We start from the raw sequence: 17,826 nt of genomic DNA, 5'->3' as shown, positions 1-17,826 counted from the left end.
CATTTGTCAACCAAGAGAGACAAGGACCAGATGTCCAGCGAAACCTCCTTCGGGCACATGCGTATCGGCCTCGCCACCGCGGAAGAAATCCGTGCGTGGTCCTACGGCGAGGTCAAGAAGCCCGAGACCATCAACTACCGCACCCTCAAGCCCGAGAAGGACGGACTCTTCTGCGAGAAGATCTTCGGCCCCTCCCGGGACTGGGAGTGCTACTGCGGCAAGTACAAGCGCGTCCGCTTCAAGGGCATCATCTGTGAGCGCTGCGGCGTCGAGGTGACCCGGGCGAAGGTGCGGCGCGAGCGGATGGGCCACATCGAGCTGGCCGCTCCGGTCACCCACATCTGGTACTTCAAGGGCGTCCCGTCGCGCCTGGGGTACCTGCTGGATCTGGCGCCGAAGGACCTGGAGAAGGTCATCTACTTCGCCGCCTACATGATCACCAGCGTCGACGAGGAGGGCCGGCACGCCGACCTGCCGAACCTGCAGGCCGAGCACGACCTGGAGAAGAAGCAGCTCACGGACACCCGTGACTCCGACATCGCCGCGATCGCCCGCGACCTCGAGGGTGAACTCGAGCGCCTCGAGGGCGAGGGTGCCAAGGCCGCCGACAAGAAGAAGGCCCGCGACTCCGCCGACCGGCAGATGGCCAGCGTGCGCAAGCGCGCCGACGCCGACATCGACCGGCTCGAGCAGGTCTGGGACCGGTTCAAGAACCTCAAGGTCTCCGACCTCGAGGGCGACGAGTCGCTGTACCGGCAGATGGTCGACAAGTTCGGCCTCTACTTCGAGGGCTCCATGGGCGCCGAGGCGATCAAGCAGCGCCTCCTCGACTTCGACATGGAGGGCGAGGCCGAGGCCCTGCGCGACACCATCAAGAACGGCAAGGGGCAGCGCAAGACCCGTGCCCTGAAGCGGCTCAAGGTGGTCAACGCGTTCCTGACGACGTCGAACTCCCCGCTCGGCATGGTCCTCGACGCGGTCCCGGTGATCCCGCCGGAGCTGCGCCCGATGGTCCAGCTCGACGGTGGCCGTTTCGCCACGTCGGACCTGAACGACCTGTACCGCCGCGTGATCAACCGGAACAACCGCCTCAAGCGCCTGCTCGACCTCGGCGCCCCGGAGATCATCGTCAACAACGAGAAGCGGATGCTCCAGGAGGCCGTCGACTCGCTGTTCGACAACGGCCGTCGTGGCCGTCCGGTCACCGGCCCGGGCAACCGGCCGCTGAAGTCCCTGAGCGACATGCTCAAGGGCAAGCAGGGTCGTTTCCGCCAGAACCTGCTCGGCAAGCGCGTCGACTACTCGGGCCGTTCGGTCATCGTCGTCGGCCCGCAGCTGAAGCTGCACCAGTGCGGTCTGCCCAAGCAGATGGCCCTCGAGCTGTTCAAGCCCTTCGTCATGAAGCGGCTCGTGGACCTGAACCACGCGCAGAACATCAAGAGCGCCAAGCGGATGGTCGAGCGCTACCGGCCGCAGGTGTGGGACGTGCTCGAGGAGATCATCACCGAGCACCCGGTGCTGCTCAACCGAGCCCCCACCCTGCACCGTCTGGGCATCCAGGCGTTCGAGCCGCAGCTGGTCGAGGGCAAGGCCATCCAGCTGCACCCGCTCGTGTGCGGTGCGTTCAACGCCGACTTCGACGGTGACCAGATGGCGGTGCACCTGCCGCTGAGCCCCGAGGCGCAGGCCGAGGCGCGCATCCTGATGCTCTCCTCGAACAACATCCTCAAGCCGTCCGACGGTCGCCCGGTGACCCTGCCCTCGCAGGACATGATCATCGGTCTGCACCACCTGACCACCAAGCGGGTCGGCTCGACGGGTGAGGGCCGCGTGTTCTCGAACCCGGCCGAGGCGATCATGGCGCACGACTCCGGCACGCTGCACCTGAACTCCCAGGTCACCATCCGGCTGGACGACTTCGTGCCCAACGCCGAGTGGGAGGCCCCGGAGGGCTGGGAGCCCGGCCAGCCGGCGATGGTGAAGACCTCGCTCGGTCAGGTCGTGTTCAACCAGACCCTGCCCGCGGACTACCCGTGGGTCGAGTCGGTCGCGGACAAGGGTCGCCTGTCGACGATCGTCAACGACCTGGCGGAGCGCTACCCGAAGGTCGTCGTCGCCCAGACGCTGGACAACCTCAAGGACGCCGGCTTCTACTGGGCCACCCGGTCCGGGGTGACCGTGGCGATCTCCGACGTCGCCGCGCCGCCGGAGAAGCCCGCCATCATGGAGGGCTACGAGGCTCAGGCCGCGAAGATCCAGGCGCAGTACGAGAAGGGCCTGGTCGACGACGAAGAGCGTCGCCAGGAACTGATCGACCTGTGGAACCGGGCGACCAACGAGATCGCCGACGTCATGCGGAAGAACCTCACGGCGTCGAACACGATCAACCGCATGGTCTCCTCCGGTGCCCGTGGTAACTGGATGCAGGTCCGGCAGATCGCCGGTATCCGTGGTCTGGTGGCCAACCCGAAGGGCGAGATCATCCCGCGCCCGATCAAGTCCTCCTACCGTGAGGGCCTGTCCGTGCTCGAGTACTTCATCGCGACCCACGGTGCCCGCAAGGGCCTCGCGGACACCGCGCTGCGTACCGCGAACTCGGGTTACCTGACCCGTCGTCTGGTCGACGTCTCCCAGGACGTGATCGTGCGCGAGGAGGACTGCGGGACCGACCGTGGCCTCACCCTGCCGATCGCGACCGCGGACGCCAACGGCGAGCTGACCATGCACGAGCAGGTCGAGAACAGCGTCTACGCCCGCACCCTGGCCACCGACGTGGTCACCGCGGACGGCACGGTGCTGGCCCCGGCCGGCTCCGACGTCGGGGACGTGCTCATCGCGCAGCTGTTCGAGGCGGGCGTCACCGAGGTCAAGGTCCGCTCCGTGCTCACCTGTGAGTCGGCGGTCGGGACCTGCGCCAAGTGCTACGGCCGTTCGCTGGCCACCGGCAAGGTCGTCGACATCGGCGAGGCGGTCGGCATCATCGCCGCCCAGTCGATCGGCGAGCCCGGCACCCAGCTGACGATGCGTACCTTCCACACCGGTGGTGTCGCCTCCGCGGAGGACATCACCCAGGGTCTGCCCCGTATCCAGGAGCTGTTCGAGGCGCGTACCCCCAAGGGTGTCGCCCCGATCTCGGACAGCGCCGGCCGGGTCACCCTGGAGGAGACGGAGCGGTCCCTGCGGATCGTCGTCACCCCGGACGACGGCAGCGAGGAGGTCGCCTACCCGGTGCTGCGGCGTGCGCGTCTGCTCGTCGCCGACGGCGACCACGTCGAGGTCGGCCAGCAGCTGGTCTCGGGTGCGGTCGACCCGAAGCAGGTGCTGCGCATCATGGGTCCCCGCGAGGCGCAGAAGTTCCTCGTCGACGAGGTCCAGGGCGTGTACCGCAGCCAGGGCGTCGGCATCCACGACAAGCACGTGGAGGTCATCGTCCGGCAGATGCTGCGCCGGGTCACGGTCATCGAGTCCGGTGACACGGACCTGCTGCCCGGTGAACTCGCCGAGCGGAGCCGGTACGAGCAGGCCAGCCGCAAGGCCGTCGCCGAGGGTCTCGCCCCGGCACAGGGCCGGCCGGAGCTGATGGGTATCACCAAGGCCTCGCTGGCGACCGAGTCGTGGCTGTCCGCCGCGTCCTTCCAGGAGACCACCCGGGTGCTCACCCAGGCGGCCATGGAGGGCAAGAGCGACCCGCTGCTCGGCCTCAAGGAGAACGTCATCATCGGTAAGCTCATCCCCGCCGGGACCGGGCTGCCCGTGTACAACGACGTCTCCGTGGAGCCGACCGAGGAGGCCAAGGCCAACCTGTACACCGGCCCGAGCGCCTTCGGTGACTTCGACTACGCGGGCCTCGACGGCTCCGTGTCGCCGGAGTTCCACGCGATCTCGCTGGACGACTACGACATGGGCAGCGACTTCCGCTGATCCCCTGACGCGTCACTGAGACGGCCCCGTTCCCTTCGTGGGAGCGGGGCCGTTTCTTTGTCTTCGGGTGGGTGCTTCTGCAATTCCATTTCTCTGGCTGGGGTGGGTGCGGCGCGGGGTCGGGCACGGGGGACTGGATCTTCCTGCGCTCGCAGAGCTCGCTCCGGTCGACACGTCCCCCTTTCGCCCGATCCCGCGCCACGGACTCGTCGCGTTCATGGTGGGTTGGGGCCGGGGCATCGAGGCGGGTGCGTTGGGTGCGTCGCGCGTGGGCTGGAGGGGGAGCAGCGGGAAGGAAAAGGGTGGGGGGATGGGTGTTCGGCCGAGAGTGACAGATTCGATTGACTCTTCGGCCGACCATGTCGCTCTCGACCGAACACAGGGGCGGTGCAGCGGCGTGGGGGCTTCGTGGGGGACGGCGTGCTTCATCACGATGGGCCGGTCGGTGGGAGGATGCCTCTATGGCCAATTCGCCCTCGGGGGAGTCGATGATCGAGCGGATCATCCGGATCCTCGGGGCCTTCACCAGTGAGCGACCGGCCCTGAGCGTGGCCGCTCTGGCGGTGCGGGCGGAGATCCCGATGGCGACGACCCACCGGATCGTCCGGGAGCTGGTGGACCAGCGGATGCTCGAGCGGGACGCATCCGGGCGGGTCCGGCTCGGGATCCGGCTGTGGGAGCTGGCCAGCCGCGGGTCGTCCGTCACCACGCTGCGCCAGGTGGCGATGCCCTTCCTCGAGGACGTCCAGTCCGTGGTGCGCCAGCACACCCAGTTGACCATCCTGCAGGACGGGGGTGACGTCCTGTTCGTCGAACGGCTCTCCTGGCACGGCTCGATCGTCAACGCCGCCCGCGTCGCCGGCCGGCTCCCGGCCGCCATCTCCTCCTCCGGTGTGGCCCTGCTCGCCTTCGGTGATCGGGCCCGCACCGAGCACTACCTGCGCCACGGCTACGACCCGGACGCGCCGTGGGCCCGGATGAGCGTCCCCGACCTGCGGCGGCTGCTCGCCCACGTGCGCCGGGAGGGCTACGCCCTGCTCGACAGCCACGTCGTGGACACCACCTCCGGTGTCGCCGTCCCCGTCCTCGGGCCCGACGGCCTTGCGGTCGCCGCCCTCGGCGTCGTCGTGCCCGCCGGACAGGAGCACGTGGGCACCACGGTGCCCGTGCTGCAGACCGCCGCGCGGGGCATCGCCCGCCGAGCCGCCGATCTGGGTCTCTCATTCAATGAGAACGGCCAGGACGTGACACCCGTCTCCGGCTGAGACTGTGAGGACGCCCACATCGGATGCGGGCGCCGCGGCCGGGTCGGTCGCGGGACGGCGTGGAGAAGGAGAACAGGGTGACGCAACGGCGCGTGATCAGGACGCAGGTGGGCATCGTCGGAGCGGGCCCGGCCGGGCTCATGCTCGCGCATCTGCTGGGCCGGTCCGGCGTCGAGACCGTCGTCGTCGACAACCGCACCCGGCACGACATCGAGACGACCATCCGCGCCGGCATCCTCGAGCACGGCAGCGTGCGCATGCTGCTGGACAACGACATCAGCGACCGCGTCCTCACCGACGGCTACGAGCACGAGGGCATCGAGCTGCGCTTCGACGGCCAGGGCCACCGCATCGACTTCGCCGACCTGGTGGGGGAGTCGGTGTGGCTCTACCCGCAGACCGACGTGTTCATCGACCTGGCCGCCGCCCGCGAGCGGGACGGCGGCGACGTCCGGTACGGGGTCACGGACACGCGCGTGGAGAACGTCCTGGACGCTCCGGCCATCGAGTTCACCGACGCCGACGGCGTCGACTGGCGGGTCGAGTGCGACTACCTCGTCGGTGCCGACGGCTCGCGCAGCATCTGCCGCCGCGAACTGCCCGAGTCGATGCGCCGCTCCTACTTCCGCGAGTACCCGTTCGCCTGGTTCGGCATTCTGTGCGAGGCGCCGCCGAGCGCCCCGGAGCTCATCTACGCCAAGTCCCCCCACGGCTTCGCCCTCATCAGCCAGCGCACCGACACGGTCCAGCGCATGTACTTCCAGTGCGAGAAGGACGTCGACGTCGACTCGTGGTCCGACGAGCAGATCTGGGACGAGCTGCAGCGCCGGGTCGACGGCGACGGCTTCGAGCTGAAGCGCGGGAACGTCTTCGAGAAGACCGTGCTGCCGTTCCGCAGCTTCGTGTGCGAGCCGCTGCGCCACGGCCGGCTCTTCCTCGCCGGCGACGCCGGCCACACCGTCCCCCCGACGGGGGCCAAGGGCCTGAACCTCGCGCTGGCCGACGTCGCGATCCTGCACCGCGCGCTCGCCGACCACTACGAGACCGGCTCCACCACCGGGATCGACGCCTACAGCGACACCGCACTGCAGCGGGTGTGGAAGGCACAGCACTTCTCCTACTGGATGACGTCGATGCTGCACGAGAGCCCCGAGTCGAACGCGTTCGACCGCAAGCGGCAGCTCGGCGAGCTGACCTCCGTCGTCAGCTCCCGGGCCGGGTCCACCTGGCTGGCGGAGGCCTACACCGGGTGGCCCCAGCGGTGATCCACCCCGGAGTCGACGCGCCCGCGTTCGCTCTACGAACATGCGGACGCGATGCGAACGCTGTTAGTGTTGCCCGTGTCACACCCTGGTCCGGCATCCTGGAGGCACCGTGAGCACGCGCGCGACGTCCCCGCTGCTAGGACTGGTCGGGGACGGGGTCACCCTCTCCCTGACGCCCCCGCTGCACGAGGCGGAGGCGCGTCACCACGGCCTCACCCTGTTGTACCGGCCCATCGATCTGACCGTGCTCGGCATCCCCGCGGACCGCATCGGTGAGGTTCTGCGCTGGGCGCACGCATTCGGCTTCAACGGCCTGAACGTCACCCACCCGTGCAAGCAGCTCGTCCTCGACCACCTCGACGAGGTGGACCCCGACGCCGCGCGGCTCGAGGCCGTCAACACCACCTGCAGGCCCGGTTCGGGCTCGACGACGCGACCGTCGGGCCACTGCGCGACCTCAGCGTCTTCTACGACCGTGACGAGGGCTGGGAGTTCCTGCACTTCTCCACGGAGACCGTCGGCGAGCTCTACCTCGAGGTGCTCGAACGGCGCGGCGGCTACCGCGGCTTCGGCGCCCCTGACGCCCCGGTGCGCATGGCCGCCCAGTTCGCGCTCTCCCGGCAGGCTTCGCTGTCCCCTTGACCCGTTCCACCCACCACCCCGCCCCGACGGCGCCCGACGGGCTGCCGCCCGATCCGACAGGAGGACCCATGGCCTCAGAAGACCCTGAGACGTTCGAGCACGTCACCCCGCTCTCGTCCGACGACGCCGCGGACACGCAGGACGCCGTCAGCCGCGAGATCGCGTCTCTGGCGGAGAAGTACCGGCGTGGCGGCGGCACGGAGACGCAGCCGCGGATCGACTACCGGCCGTACCGCAGCTCGATCCTGCGCCACCCCACCAAGGACCTGCATCACGCAGACCCCGAGACCATCGAGCTGTGGGCGCCCGCTTTCGGGCACCAGGACGTCAACGCGCTCGAGTCGGACCTGACCATCCAGCACAACGGCGACCCGATCGGCGAGCGGATGATCGTCACGGGGCGCGTCGTCGACGGTGACGGGCGCCCGGTGCGCCACCAGCTCGTGGAGATCTGGCAGGCCAACTCGGCCGGCCGCTACATCCACAAGCGGGACCAGCACCCCGCCCCGATCGACCCCAACTTCACCGGGGTGGGCCGCTGCCTGACCGACGGGGACGGCGTCTATCGGTTCACCACCATCAAGCCGGGCCCGTACCCGTGGAAGAACCACCACAACGCGTGGCGCCCGGCCCATATCCACTTCTCCCTGTTCGGCACCGATTTCACCCAGCGGATGATCACGCAGATGTACTTCCCCGGGGATCCGCTGTTCGACCTGGACCCGATCTACCAGTCCATCGTCGACCCGAAGGCCCGGGAGCGGCTGGTGGCCACCTACGACCACGGCATCACCGAACACGAGTGGTGCACCGGCTACCGGTGGGACATCGTCCTGTCCGGCAGCAACCGCACCTGGATGGAGGAGGACGAGCAGGCATGAGCGAGAAACTGGTGGCCACCCCCGGCCAGACCATCGGCCCGTTCTACGGCTACGCCCTGCCGTACGAGCGCGGCGAGCAGCTGGTGGGCCCGCACCACCCGCGTCCCGTCCGGTTGCACGGCACCGTGTACGACGGCGCCGGCGACCCGATCCCCGACGCCATGATCGAGATCTGGCAGGCCGACGAGGACGGCACCGTGCCGCGGGTGCCCGGCTCGCTGCGGCGGGACGGCTGGACCTTCACCGGCTTCGGCCGGGCCGCCGTGGACGGCGCTGGCGACTACACCTTCACGACGGTGAACCCCGGCCCCACCGAGGAGGGCGCCGCCCCCTTCATCGCCGTCACCGTGTTCGCCCGCGGCCTGCTCAACCGGCTCTTCACCCGCGTCTACCTGCCCGAGGACGTGGACGCGCTGGAGCGGGACCGGCTGCTCTCCTCCGTGCCCGCGGAGCGGCGCCCGTCGCTGATCGCGCAGCGGGAGCCCGACGGCGGCCTGCGGTTCGACATCCGCCTGCAGGGGACGGACGAGACCGTGTTCCTCGCCTTCGACGGCATCGACGCGTGAGCGATCTGCTGCTCTTCGCCCCCGGGACCGCGGCCACCGCGGACGCCGTGGGCGACGTCGCGTTCGCCCAGGCGATGCTCGACGTCGAGGCCGCCTGGGTCCGTGCCCAGGCGGACCTCGGGCTCGCCCCGGCCGCGGCGGCCGACACCGTCGCCGCGGCGGCCGTCGTGGGCAACCTCGACCTCGCGGCCCTCGGCGCGGACGCCGAGAACGGTGCGAACGCGTTGATCCCGCTGCTGGCCCAGCTGAGGCGCGCCGTGACCGCCGCGGACGCCGGGGCTGACGTCGGTGCGGCGCGCTTCGTCCATCGTGGCCTGACCAGCCAGGACGTCATCGACACCGCCCTGATGCTGCTGGTGCGCCGCAGCGCGGAGAACACCCTGGCCGACGCCGAGGCGGTGGCCGCCCACCTGCGGGACCTCGCCGTCGCCCACCGAGAGACCCCGATGGTCGGCCGCACCCTCGCCCAGCACGCGGTTCCGTACACCTTCGGGCTCAAGGCCGCTACGTGGCTGCAGGGCGTCGACACCGCCGTCGCCGCGCTGCGCGACCGGGTGGACCGCCTGCCCGTGCAGTGCGGCGGCGCGAGCGGCACCCTCGCCGCCGTCGGCACCGTCACCGCCGGCACCGGCGTCACCCCGCTCGAGCTCGCCGGCCGGTTCGCGGCCCGGCTCGGCCTGCGCCCCGCGGCCCCGTGGCACACCGCCCGGCTGCCGCTCGTCGAGGTGGCCGACGGCTTCGCCCTGCTCGCCGACGCCCTCGGCAAGCTCGCCACCGACGTCGTGCTCCTCAGTCGCCCCGAGATCGCCGAGCTCTCCGAACCGACCGCGCCCGGCCGCGGCGGCTCCTCCGCGATGCCGCAGAAGCGCAACCCCGTCCTCTCCGTGCTGATCCGCCGCACGGCGCTGAGCGTCCCGCAGCTGATCGCCCAGCTCCATCTGGCGGCCGCGCTCGCGGACGACGAGCGGCCCGACGGCGCGTGGCACACCGAGTGGCCCGCCCTTGCGATGCTGCTGCGGCTCGTCCCGTCCGCCGCCGCGTCCGCGGCCGAGCTGACCGGCGGCCTCGTCGTGCACGCGGACCGGATGCTCGCGACGCTGACGGACGCCTCGCCCGGGGTGCTGAGCGAGCGGATCACCGTGGTCGCGGCGCCCCTGCTGCGCGACGCCGCGGGCGACGCCGGCACGAGCCCGAAGGACCGGGTCACCGCGATGCTCGCCGACGCCGACGGTCCCGGCGCGGAGGCCACGCCCCGCCTGCGGGCCCGGCTGCGCGACGCCATCCCGGCCGACGCCCTCGACGACGCCGCGCTCGACGACCTGCTGGACCCCACCCGCTACCTCGGCTCGGCGGGAGAGCTCGTCGACGGCGTCGTCGCCGAGAGCGCCGCCGCCGCACAGCACCGCACGTCCAGCGCGAACGGGTCCACCGACACCCCCGACCGTCGCCCCGTCCCCTCCGGAGAGGAGCACCCGTGACCGTCCCCCGGCTCACCGCCGTCGACTTCCGCCGCCCCGCCGAGCAGGGCCGCACCCGGCCGCTCGTCGTCCTCGGCCCCTCGCTCGGCACCGCCGCCCAGCCCCTGTGGCAGCGCACCGCCGACCTGCTGGCCGACGACCTCGACCTGATCGCCTGGGACCTGCCCGGTCACGGCACGTCCGCCCCGCAGGCGGAGCCGTTCACCATCGCCGAACTGGCCGCGGGCGTGCTCGAGCTGGTGGACCGCACCCTGCCGACCGCGAGCGAGGCCGGCCCGATCGGCTACGCCGGCGTCTCTGTCGGCGGCGCCACCGGCCTTCAGCTGCTCCTCGACGCACCGGACCGCTTCCGGGCCGCTGCCGTCATCTGCTCGGGCGCGAAGATCGGCGATCCCGCCGCCTGGCGGGAACGGGCCGAGACGGTGCGCGCCTCGGGCACCCCGGTCATGGTCACGGGCTCGGCCCAGCGCTGGTTCGGCCCCGGCTTCCTGGCCCGCGAGGCGCCCACCGCGACCGCCCTGCTCAGCTCCCTGCAGCACGCCGACCGCTTCAGCTACGCCCGCGTCTGCGAGGCGCTCGCCGGCTTCGACGTGCGGGACCGGCTGGCCGAGATCGCGGTGCCGGTGCTCGCCGTCGCCGGTGCCGCCGACGCGGTCGCGCCCGTCGGCCTGGCCCGCGAGGTCGCCGACGGCGTGGCCGACGGCCGCGCCGTCGAACTGCCCGGCGTCGCGCACCTGGCCCCTGCCGAGGATCCCGTGGCGACCGCCGCGTTGCTACGGGAGCACTTCCTCGGGAGTCAGGGCGTCACCGGCGCCCCGTCGGGAGGCGACGATGAGTGAATCCGCACGGGGCGCGCAGCAGCCCGACCGCACCCAGCAGGAGGTGTACGACGCCGGGATGGCCGTGCGCCGGGAGGTGCTCGGCGACGCCCACGTGGACCGCGCCAACGCCCGCATCGACGACTTCACCGCGGACTTCCAGGAGATGATCACCCGCTACGCGTGGGGCACCATCTGGACGCGGCCCGGCCTGGACCGGCGCAGTCGCTCGATGATCACGCTCACCGCCATGATCGCCGGGGGGCACACCGAGGAGCTCGCGATGCACGTCCGGGCGGCCCTGACCAACGGGCTGACGCGCGAGGAGATCAAGGAGGTGCTGCTGCAGAGCGCCATCTACTGCAGCGTGCCGTCCGCCAACACCGCCTTCGCGACCGCGCAGCGGGTGTTCGCCGAGCTCGACCGCGATGCCGCCGCGACGGGTGACGTCGACGGTCACGACCTTGACCGACCGTGACCACCGTCCTACTGTTGTTCATATAACGCACATATGTTCGCCTAGCGAACGGCGAGAACACTCGTTTCGAGCGTGCCGTCCGGCACGCGACGTCGAGTGGGCACCGCAGCGACGCGGGAGCGGCCGAGCCGCCCGGAACGGAGACGCATGTCCGAGGCCTTCATCTACGACGCCGTCCGCACCCCCTTCGGCCGGTTCGGCGGAGCGCTGGCCCCGGTCCGCCCGGACGACCTCGCCGCCGTCGTCGTCGGCGCCCTGATCGAGCGCACACCGGGGCTCGAGGGCGCGATGGTCGAGGAGGTGATCCTCGGCAACGCGAACGGCGCGGGGGAGGAGAACCGCGACGTCGCCCGCATGGCGGTGCTGCTGGCGGGGCTGCCCGTCTCCGTTCCCGGCACGACCGTCAACCGGCTGTGCGGGTCGAGCCTGGACGCCGCGATCATGGGCTCCCGCCAGATCGAGACCGGCGACGCGGACCTCGTCCTGACCGGCGGCGTCGAGTCGATGAGCCGGGCCCCCTGGGTGCTGCCGAAGACCGAGAAGCCCTACCCCGCCGGGGACCTGAACCTGTCCTCGACCACGCTGGGCTGGCGCCTGGTCAATCCGGCCATGCCCGCGGAGTGGACCGTGTCCCTCGGTGAGGCGAACGAGCAGCTGCGCGAGAAGCACGACATCAGCCGCGCCCGCCAGGACGAGTTCGCGTACCGGTCGCACCAGCTGGCCGACGCCGCCTGGTCCGAGGGCTTCTACGACGCACTGACCGTCGCGGTCCCGGGCACCGACCTGGCCCGTGACGAGTCGATCCGGGCCTCGAGTTCTCTCGAGCAGCTCGGCGGTCTGCGCACCGTCTTCCGGCCGGACGGCACCATCACCGCCGGCAACGCCTCACCCCTGAACGACGGCGCCTCCGCCGTCCTGCTCGGCAGCGAGGCCGCCGGGGAGCGGATCGGCGCCCGGCCCCGTGCCCGCATCCTCGGCCGCGGCGCCCACGCCCTGGACCCGCGCGACTTCGGGTTCGCCCCCGTCGAGGCCGCCAACCAGGCACTGTCCCGCGCCGGGATCGACTGGTCCGACGTCGGCGCCGTCGAGCTGAACGAGGCGTTCGCCGTCCAGTCGGTCGCCTGCGTGCAGGCCTGGGGCATCGACGAGGACATCGTCAACGCCCGCGGTGGCGCCATCGCCATCGGCCACCCGCTCGGCGCCTCCGGCGGCCGCATCCTCGGCACCCTGGTCGCCCGACTCGAGGAGACCGGGCAGCGCTACGGCGTCGCCGCCATCTGCATCGGTGTGGGCCAGGGCCTCGCCGTCGTCGTCGAGAACGTGTCCGCATGAGCGCGGCCGCAGGCCGGGACGGCATCGCCGTCGACACCGCCGCCGCCCAGGAACGAGAGAAGGAGCCCACCCCGTGCTGACCATCGCAGCCGACCCGGACGAGGCCGTCGCGCCGATCAAGGACGGCGACACCGTGCTCATCGGCGGATTCGGCACGGCCGGCCAGCCCATGGAGCTGATCGACGCCGTCCGCCGCACCGGGGTCAAGGACCTCACCGTGGTGAACAACAACGCCGGCAACGGCGAGCAGGGCCTGGCCGCCCTGCTGGCCGCCGGGCAGGTCCGCAAGATCATCTGCTCCTTCCCGCGGCAGTCCGATTCCCAGATCTTCGACGGCCTCTACCGGGCCGGGGAGATCGAGCTCGAGCTCGTCCCGCAGGGCAACCTCGCCGAGCGGATCCGCGCCGCCGGGGCCGGCATCGGCGCCTTCTTCACCCCGACCGGCGCGGGCACGCCCCTGGCAGAAGGGAAGGAGACCCGGGAGATCGGCGGCCGCATGCAGGTGCTCGAGTACCCCATCGCCGGGGACATCGCGCTGGTCAAGGCGTTGACCGCGGACAAGCGCGGCAACCTCGTCTACCGCAAGACCGCCCGCAACTTCGGCCCGATCATGGCCGCCGCCGCGACCACCGCGGTCGTCCAGGTCAGCGAGCTGGTCGAGATCGGCCGGCTCGACCCCGAGGTCGTCGTGACCCCGGGCATTTACGTCGACCGGGTCGTGCGCATCGGGGATGCGACGCCGGCCGCCACCGAGGCACCCAGCACGGGAGAGGGGCAGTGATGAGCACGACGAGCACCGGGGTCACGCACGAGGCGGCGCTGACCCGCGACCAGATGGCCGCCGTCGTCGCGGCCGACATCCCCCACGGGGCCTACGTCAACCTCGGCATCGGCCAGCCGACCAGGGTGGCCGACCACCTGGCCGACGACTCGGGCGTGTTCCTGCACACCGAGAACGGCATGCTCGGCATGGGACCGGCCGCCACGGGCGACGACGTCGATCCCGACCTGATCAACGCCGGGAAGATCCCCGTCACCGAGCTGCCGGGCGCCTCCTACTTCCACCACGCCGACTCGTTCGCCATGATGCGCGGCGGCCACCTGGACGTGTGCGTGCTCGGCGCCTTCCAGGTCTCCGCCGGCGGGGATCTGGCCAACTGGCACACCGGCGCCCCGGATGCGATCCCCGCCGTCGGCGGCGCCATGGACCTGGCGACCGGCGCCAAGGACGTCTTCGTCATGATGAACCTGCTCACCCGCGAGGGAGCGAGCAAGCTCGTGCAGACCTGCACCTACCCGCTGACCGGTGTCGCCTGCGTCAGCCGCGTCTACACCGAGCACGCGGTCTTCCTCATCACCGACGAGGGCGTGCAGGTGCGGGAGACCTTCGGAGCGAGCTTCGCGGACGTGCAGCGGATGGTCGGCTTCGACCTGGTCGACGGCACGGGACGGTGACGACGGAGCGGGACCCCGGCGTCCCGGCCACCGCCCCGGGCGACCAGTTCGTCCAGTCGCTCGCGCGCGGGCTCGAGGTGATCCGGGCGTTCGACGCCGCCCACCCCGAGCTCTCCCTGTCCGACGTCGCGCGCCGTACCGGCCTGACCCGGGCCACCGCCCGGCGGTTCCTGCTCACCCTGGTCGAACTCGGTTACGTCCGCACCGACGGGCGCCTGTTCCGGCTCACGCCCCAGGTGCTGCGCCTCGGGTACGCCTACCTGTCGTCGATGGGGCTGACCGACATCGCGCAGCCGCACCTCGAGGCGCTGTCCGCGCAGCTGGGGGAGTCCACCTCGGCCTCGGTGCTCGACGGTGCGGAGATCGTCTACGTCGCCCGCGTGGCCACCCGCCGGCTCATGATGGTCGGCATCAGCGTCGGCACGCGCTTCCCCGCCTACGCCACCTCGATGGGCCGGGTCCTGCTCGCCGCCCAGACCCCCGACGGGCTCGAGGCGATCCTCGGAGAACAGCCCCCCTCCGCCCTGACGGCTCGCACCATCACCGATCCGGCCGCCTTGCGACGGGAGATCGACCGCGTCCGCGAGGCGGGGTGGGCGGTCGTGGACCAGGAGCTCGAGGCCGGACTGCGGTCGGTGGCCGCGCCGGTGCGCGGGGCCGGCGGCGAGGTGGTCGCCGCGATCAACGTGTCCATGTCCGCGCTGCACTCGCCCGACCCCGCGCCGGGATCGCCGCTGGTCAGCGCGCTGCTCGCGACGGCCGACGCGATCTCCGCCGACCTGCGCACCGCCGCACCCGGCGCCGGGCCGGCGTCGTCCTGAGACCGAGCGGGTCGGCGCCGTGCACCGAGGACGTCCAGCCGTCTCCGGGTTGTCGTTCAGCGTGCCGGGTGCCACGATGAGGTCATGAGCGGCCCCCTGGATCCCGGCGCGGGCGGCTCCCTGGTGGGCCGTGGCCAGGAACTGTCCCGGCTGCAGCGTCTCGTCAACGACGCCCGCCGTTCACGTTCGAGCGCAGCCGTGCTCCGCGGGGCCCCCGGCGTCGGAAAGACCGCGCTGCTCGAGCAGATCGGCGGCCTCTGCCCGGACTTCCGCGTGCTGTGGGTCCGTTCCTCGTCCCGCCTGTCGACGCTGCCCCTGGGTGCGCTCTCCGTGCTGCTCGGCCCCCTGACCTCGTACCTGGACCGGCTGAGCGCGCCGCATCGCGCGGCGGTCGAGGGCGCCCTCCGGCTCGGTCCGCCCGTCGAGGGCGAGGTCGCGCTGGCCGCGGGCGTCGTCGCCCTGCTGCGGATCGCCGCCCGGGAGCGGCCGCTCCTGCTGCTGCTGGACGACGCCCACCACCTGGACGACGGCAGCCGCGCCGTCCTCGGGTTCGTCGGCACCCAGCTGCAGAACGACCCGATCGTCGCGTTCGTCGCCGTCCCGGACGGCATCCGGCTCGACACGGACTTCGAGCAGATCCGCGTCGAGGGTCTCGGATTCGAGGACGCCCGCGCCATGCTCGCGCAGCACGGGCTCGGCCTCGGCCACGACGTGCTGACCGAACTCGTCCGGGTGACGGCCGGCAACCCGCTCGCCATCCTCGAGTCGGCGCGCTCCCCGCAGATCTCCGACCTGGTGCTCAACGATCACGCCCGGGTGCCGCGGGCGGCGGCCACCCGGCTGGTCCGCGCCTACGCGCACCAGTTCGCGGCCCTCTCGCACGTCGAGCGCCGGGCCGCCGTGCTGATCGCGTGCGAACAGCGCCTCACCGTCGAGATGCTCGCCGGCGCCCTGGAACCCGACGACGGCGCTGCCGTGGACCCGTCCGGGGCGGACACCGCGCTCGCCCGCGCGACCGTCGACGCCCTGATCGCCCGCGACGTCCTCGTCGACGGCGGCCTCACCCTCGACCTGCGGCACCCCCTGATCCGCCAGGCCGTGCTCGCGATCGCCGAGCCGGACGAGCAGCGCCACGCCCACGAGGCGCTCGCCCGGGCGCTGGCGGCGCAGGGCTGGTCCGACGCGGCCCTGTGGCAGCGCGTGGCGGCCGCGACCGGGCCCGACGACGAGCTCAGCGCAGCCGTCGCGGCGCATGCCGAGGAAGGGGTGCGACGCCAGGACCGGTCCCAGGCCAGCCGCTCGTTCGAACAGGCCGCCGGGCTGAGCACCGACCGCCACTCCCGCGCGGTGCTCTACCTGCAGGCCGCCGTCAACGCGACGCACGTCTCGACCCGGGCCGGCGCCCTGCTCCAGGAGGCGATGCGGGAGGCGGACACCGTCGCACTGCGCGAGGAGATCGCGCTCTACCGGGCGCTGATCCACTCGTGGGACGGCGTCGAACCGCCTCACCCCGGTCCGGTGCCGGTCGCCCTGGCACCGCTGCACGCGGCGGTGCGCGCCCAGTTGATGATGGTCCAGCTCCGGGTCGACGAGGTGCCCGAGGCGCAGGCGCGCCTGGCCTCGCTGCCGCCCGAGCTGGCCGCCCACCCCGTGGCCGCGCTCGTCCCCGTCGCGCACGGGATGCTGGCGTACCTGACCGGAGAGCTGACCGCCGCGGACCTCGACGCCGTGCGGCGGCCGCTGCCGACCCACGAGGACGTGCAGGACAGCCTCGCCTCGGCGCTGCTGCTGCTGTTCGTCCAGGACCTCCCGGCCGCCCGCGCCGCGCTGGCGCACGGTCGGCAGACCGCCGAGCGCACCGGGGGACTGGCGGCCCTGCCGTGGCTGACGGCCTGCGAAGCGTGGATCGACGTCGAGAGCGGCGACCTGACCGGGGGGCTGCGCCGCGCGACCGAGGCCGTCGAGCTCGCCCCCGTGTACTCCGGCCGGCTGTGCCATGCGTTGGCCGCGATGGTGCGGATGCGTGCGCTGGTCCACGGCGGCACTCCCTTCGAGACGGCGATGGCACCGGTCCCGGTGGACGCTCCGCCGCTGATGCAGGTGCTGCTCGACCAGCTGCGCGCAGCCGATCTGGCCAGCCGCGGTCACGCGGACGAGGCCGTCAGGATTCTCGACAGCCTGCAGCGCGGGATGCGCGGCAGGGGTCTGGGGGGGCCGCTGCCGCTGGGGGTGGCCACCGACCTCGCGGAGTCACAGCTGCACGCCGGCCGCGTCCTGGCAGCCCAGCGCACGGCACGCCGTGTGCTCGACGCCCTCGGGGACGGCCCTCCCGTGCATCCCCTGGCGGCGACGCTCGGAGCCCGCTGTCGGGTGATCTGCAGTTCCGCCGAGGAACTCGACGCGTTCGTCGCCGACGTCCTCGACGGCGGGCCGGGGCGGGAGAACGCCTGGGTCAACGCCTTCCTCACCCTGCTCGTGGCCACCCGGGTCGCCGCGGGCGGACTGCGCACGGCCGCCGCCGTCGAGACGGTGCGGCGCCACGCGACGACCGCGGCCGACGCCTTCGAGCAGCTCCAGGCCCCCCACTGGCACGAGCGCGCGGCCGCGCTGCGGGACCGGGCCACAGCTGCGGGCGGGCTCGCGGACACCCGGGACCGCTTCGGGCTGACCGCCCGCGAGTCGCAGATCGCCGACCAGGTGCTGACGGGGGCGACCACCGCGACCATCGCCGAGCGGCTGCACCTGAGCGAGAAGACCGTCGAGGGCTACCTGACGCGCGTCTACCGCAAGGCGCGGGTGCGCTCCCGGGCCGAGCTTCTCGTGCGCCTGCAGGGCGGGGCCGACGGCGGGGCCGATGAGCTCGCGGCGGGGGGTTGAGCCGGTCGGTCGCCAGCGCTCTGCTAC

13 protein-coding genes and 1 pseudogene are annotated in these 17,826 nt (G+C 72.1%); all 14 read left to right on the top strand.

Translation table 11 applies throughout. The features are described 5' to 3' along the window. The first annotated feature begins 30 nt into the window (after nucleotides 1-30). The 14 genes and pseudogenes from V6N00_RS01340 to V6N00_RS01270 all read left to right on the top strand — a co-directional run bounded on the left by V6N00_RS01340 (nucleotide 31) and on the right by V6N00_RS01270 (nucleotide 17,799). A complete protein-coding gene (locus tag V6N00_RS01340; RefSeq protein WP_334230273.1) occupies nucleotides 31-3,921 on the top strand; it encodes a DNA-directed RNA polymerase subunit beta' in 3,891 nt (1,296 codons plus the stop codon). 461 nt (nucleotides 3,922-4,382) lie between these two features. Then, complete coding sequence (locus V6N00_RS01335; protein ID WP_334230272.1) at nucleotides 4,383-5,186, top strand: IclR family transcriptional regulator; 804 nt, start codon at nucleotides 4,383-4,385, stop codon at nucleotides 5,184-5,186. Nucleotides 5,187-5,263: 77 nt separating this feature from the next. Next, nucleotides 5,264-6,451 (top strand): 4-hydroxybenzoate 3-monooxygenase, encoded by a 1,188-nt coding sequence (locus V6N00_RS01330; RefSeq protein WP_334230271.1) that lies wholly within the window; start codon nucleotides 5,264-5,266, stop codon nucleotides 6,449-6,451. 109 nt (nucleotides 6,452-6,560) lie between these two features. Beyond that, nucleotides 6,561-6,917 (top strand): annotated as a pseudogene (locus V6N00_RS01325) (shikimate dehydrogenase); the annotation flags it as partial. A gap of 244 nt (nucleotides 6,918-7,161) precedes the next feature. Beyond that, nucleotides 7,162-7,974: a protocatechuate 3,4-dioxygenase subunit beta gene (gene pcaH, locus V6N00_RS01315; RefSeq protein ID WP_334230270.1), complete on the top strand. Its 813-nt coding sequence runs from the start codon at nucleotides 7,162-7,164 to the stop codon at nucleotides 7,972-7,974. Next, nucleotides 7,971-8,540: a protocatechuate 3,4-dioxygenase subunit alpha gene (gene pcaG, locus V6N00_RS01310; RefSeq protein WP_334230269.1), complete on the top strand. Its 570-nt coding sequence runs from the start codon at nucleotides 7,971-7,973 to the stop codon at nucleotides 8,538-8,540. Before pcaH ends, pcaG begins: the two co-directional genes overlap by 4 nt. Then, the gene (locus V6N00_RS01305) at nucleotides 8,537-10,018 is read left to right on the top strand and encodes a lyase family protein (RefSeq protein WP_334230268.1); all 1,482 of its coding nucleotides are present in this window, start codon (nucleotides 8,537-8,539) and stop codon (nucleotides 10,016-10,018) included. The genes pcaG and V6N00_RS01305 overlap by 4 nt, the downstream gene beginning before the upstream one ends. Further along, the gene (locus V6N00_RS01300; protein ID WP_334230267.1) at nucleotides 10,015-10,857 is read left to right on the top strand and encodes an alpha/beta fold hydrolase; all 843 of its coding nucleotides are present in this window, start codon (nucleotides 10,015-10,017) and stop codon (nucleotides 10,855-10,857) included. Before V6N00_RS01305 ends, V6N00_RS01300 begins: the two co-directional genes overlap by 4 nt. Next, nucleotides 10,850-11,314: a 4-carboxymuconolactone decarboxylase gene (gene pcaC, locus V6N00_RS01295; protein ID WP_334230266.1), complete on the top strand. Its 465-nt coding sequence runs from the start codon at nucleotides 10,850-10,852 to the stop codon at nucleotides 11,312-11,314. The genes V6N00_RS01300 and pcaC overlap by 8 nt, the downstream gene beginning before the upstream one ends. A 147-nt stretch (nucleotides 11,315-11,461) precedes the next feature. Then, a complete protein-coding gene (locus V6N00_RS01290; protein WP_334230265.1) occupies nucleotides 11,462-12,646 on the top strand; it encodes a thiolase family protein in 1,185 nt (394 codons plus the stop codon). Between the two features lie 73 nt (nucleotides 12,647-12,719). Continuing rightward, nucleotides 12,720-13,427, top strand: coding sequence for a 3-oxoacid CoA-transferase subunit A (locus tag V6N00_RS01285; protein ID WP_334230264.1), 708 nt, complete (start codon nucleotides 12,720-12,722; stop codon nucleotides 13,425-13,427). Continuing rightward, entirely contained in the window at nucleotides 13,427-14,101 is a 675-nt protein-coding gene (locus V6N00_RS01280; protein WP_334230263.1) for a 3-oxoacid CoA-transferase subunit B, read from the top strand. Before V6N00_RS01285 ends, V6N00_RS01280 begins: the two co-directional genes overlap by 1 nt. Further along, nucleotides 14,098-14,922, top strand: coding sequence for an IclR family transcriptional regulator domain-containing protein (locus tag V6N00_RS01275; protein ID WP_334230262.1), 825 nt, complete (start codon nucleotides 14,098-14,100; stop codon nucleotides 14,920-14,922). Before V6N00_RS01280 ends, V6N00_RS01275 begins: the two co-directional genes overlap by 4 nt. An 84-nt stretch (nucleotides 14,923-15,006) precedes the next feature. After that, nucleotides 15,007-17,799, top strand: coding sequence for a helix-turn-helix transcriptional regulator (locus V6N00_RS01270; RefSeq protein ID WP_334230261.1), 2,793 nt, complete (start codon nucleotides 15,007-15,009; stop codon nucleotides 17,797-17,799). Nucleotides 17,800-17,826: the final 27 nt, after the last annotated feature.

The organism is Tersicoccus mangrovi, assembly GCF_036881825.1.
Classification (GTDB): Bacteria; Actinomycetota; Actinomycetes; order Actinomycetales; family Micrococcaceae; genus Tersicoccus; species Tersicoccus mangrovi.
The sequence above is the reverse complement of the archived record's forward strand: the minus strand, read 5'-3'. Positions and strand labels throughout refer to the sequence as shown.

Bases quoted from the DNA above. Each gene is read 5' to 3' on its own strand.
- V6N00_RS01290 (WP_334230265.1), top strand. From the start codon at position 11,462: ATGTCCGAGGCCTTCATCTACGACGCCGTCCGCACCCCCTTCGGCCGG.
- pcaG (WP_334230269.1), top strand. From the start codon at position 7,971: ATGAGCGAGAAACTGGTGGCCACCCCCGGCCAGACCATCGGCCCGTTC.
- pcaH (WP_334230270.1), top strand. From the start codon at position 7,162: ATGGCCTCAGAAGACCCTGAGACGTTCGAGCACGTCACCCCGCTCTCG.
- V6N00_RS01270 (WP_334230261.1), top strand. From the start codon at position 15,007: ATGAGCGGCCCCCTGGATCCCGGCGCGGGCGGCTCCCTGGTGGGCCGT.
- pcaC (WP_334230266.1), top strand. From the start codon at position 10,850: ATGAGTGAATCCGCACGGGGCGCGCAGCAGCCCGACCGCACCCAGCAG.
- V6N00_RS01280 (WP_334230263.1), top strand. From the start codon at position 13,427: ATGAGCACGACGAGCACCGGGGTCACGCACGAGGCGGCGCTGACCCGC.
- V6N00_RS01340 (WP_334230273.1), top strand. From the start codon at position 31: ATGTCCAGCGAAACCTCCTTCGGGCACATGCGTATCGGCCTCGCCACC.
- V6N00_RS01335 (WP_334230272.1), top strand. From the start codon at position 4,383: ATGGCCAATTCGCCCTCGGGGGAGTCGATGATCGAGCGGATCATCCGG.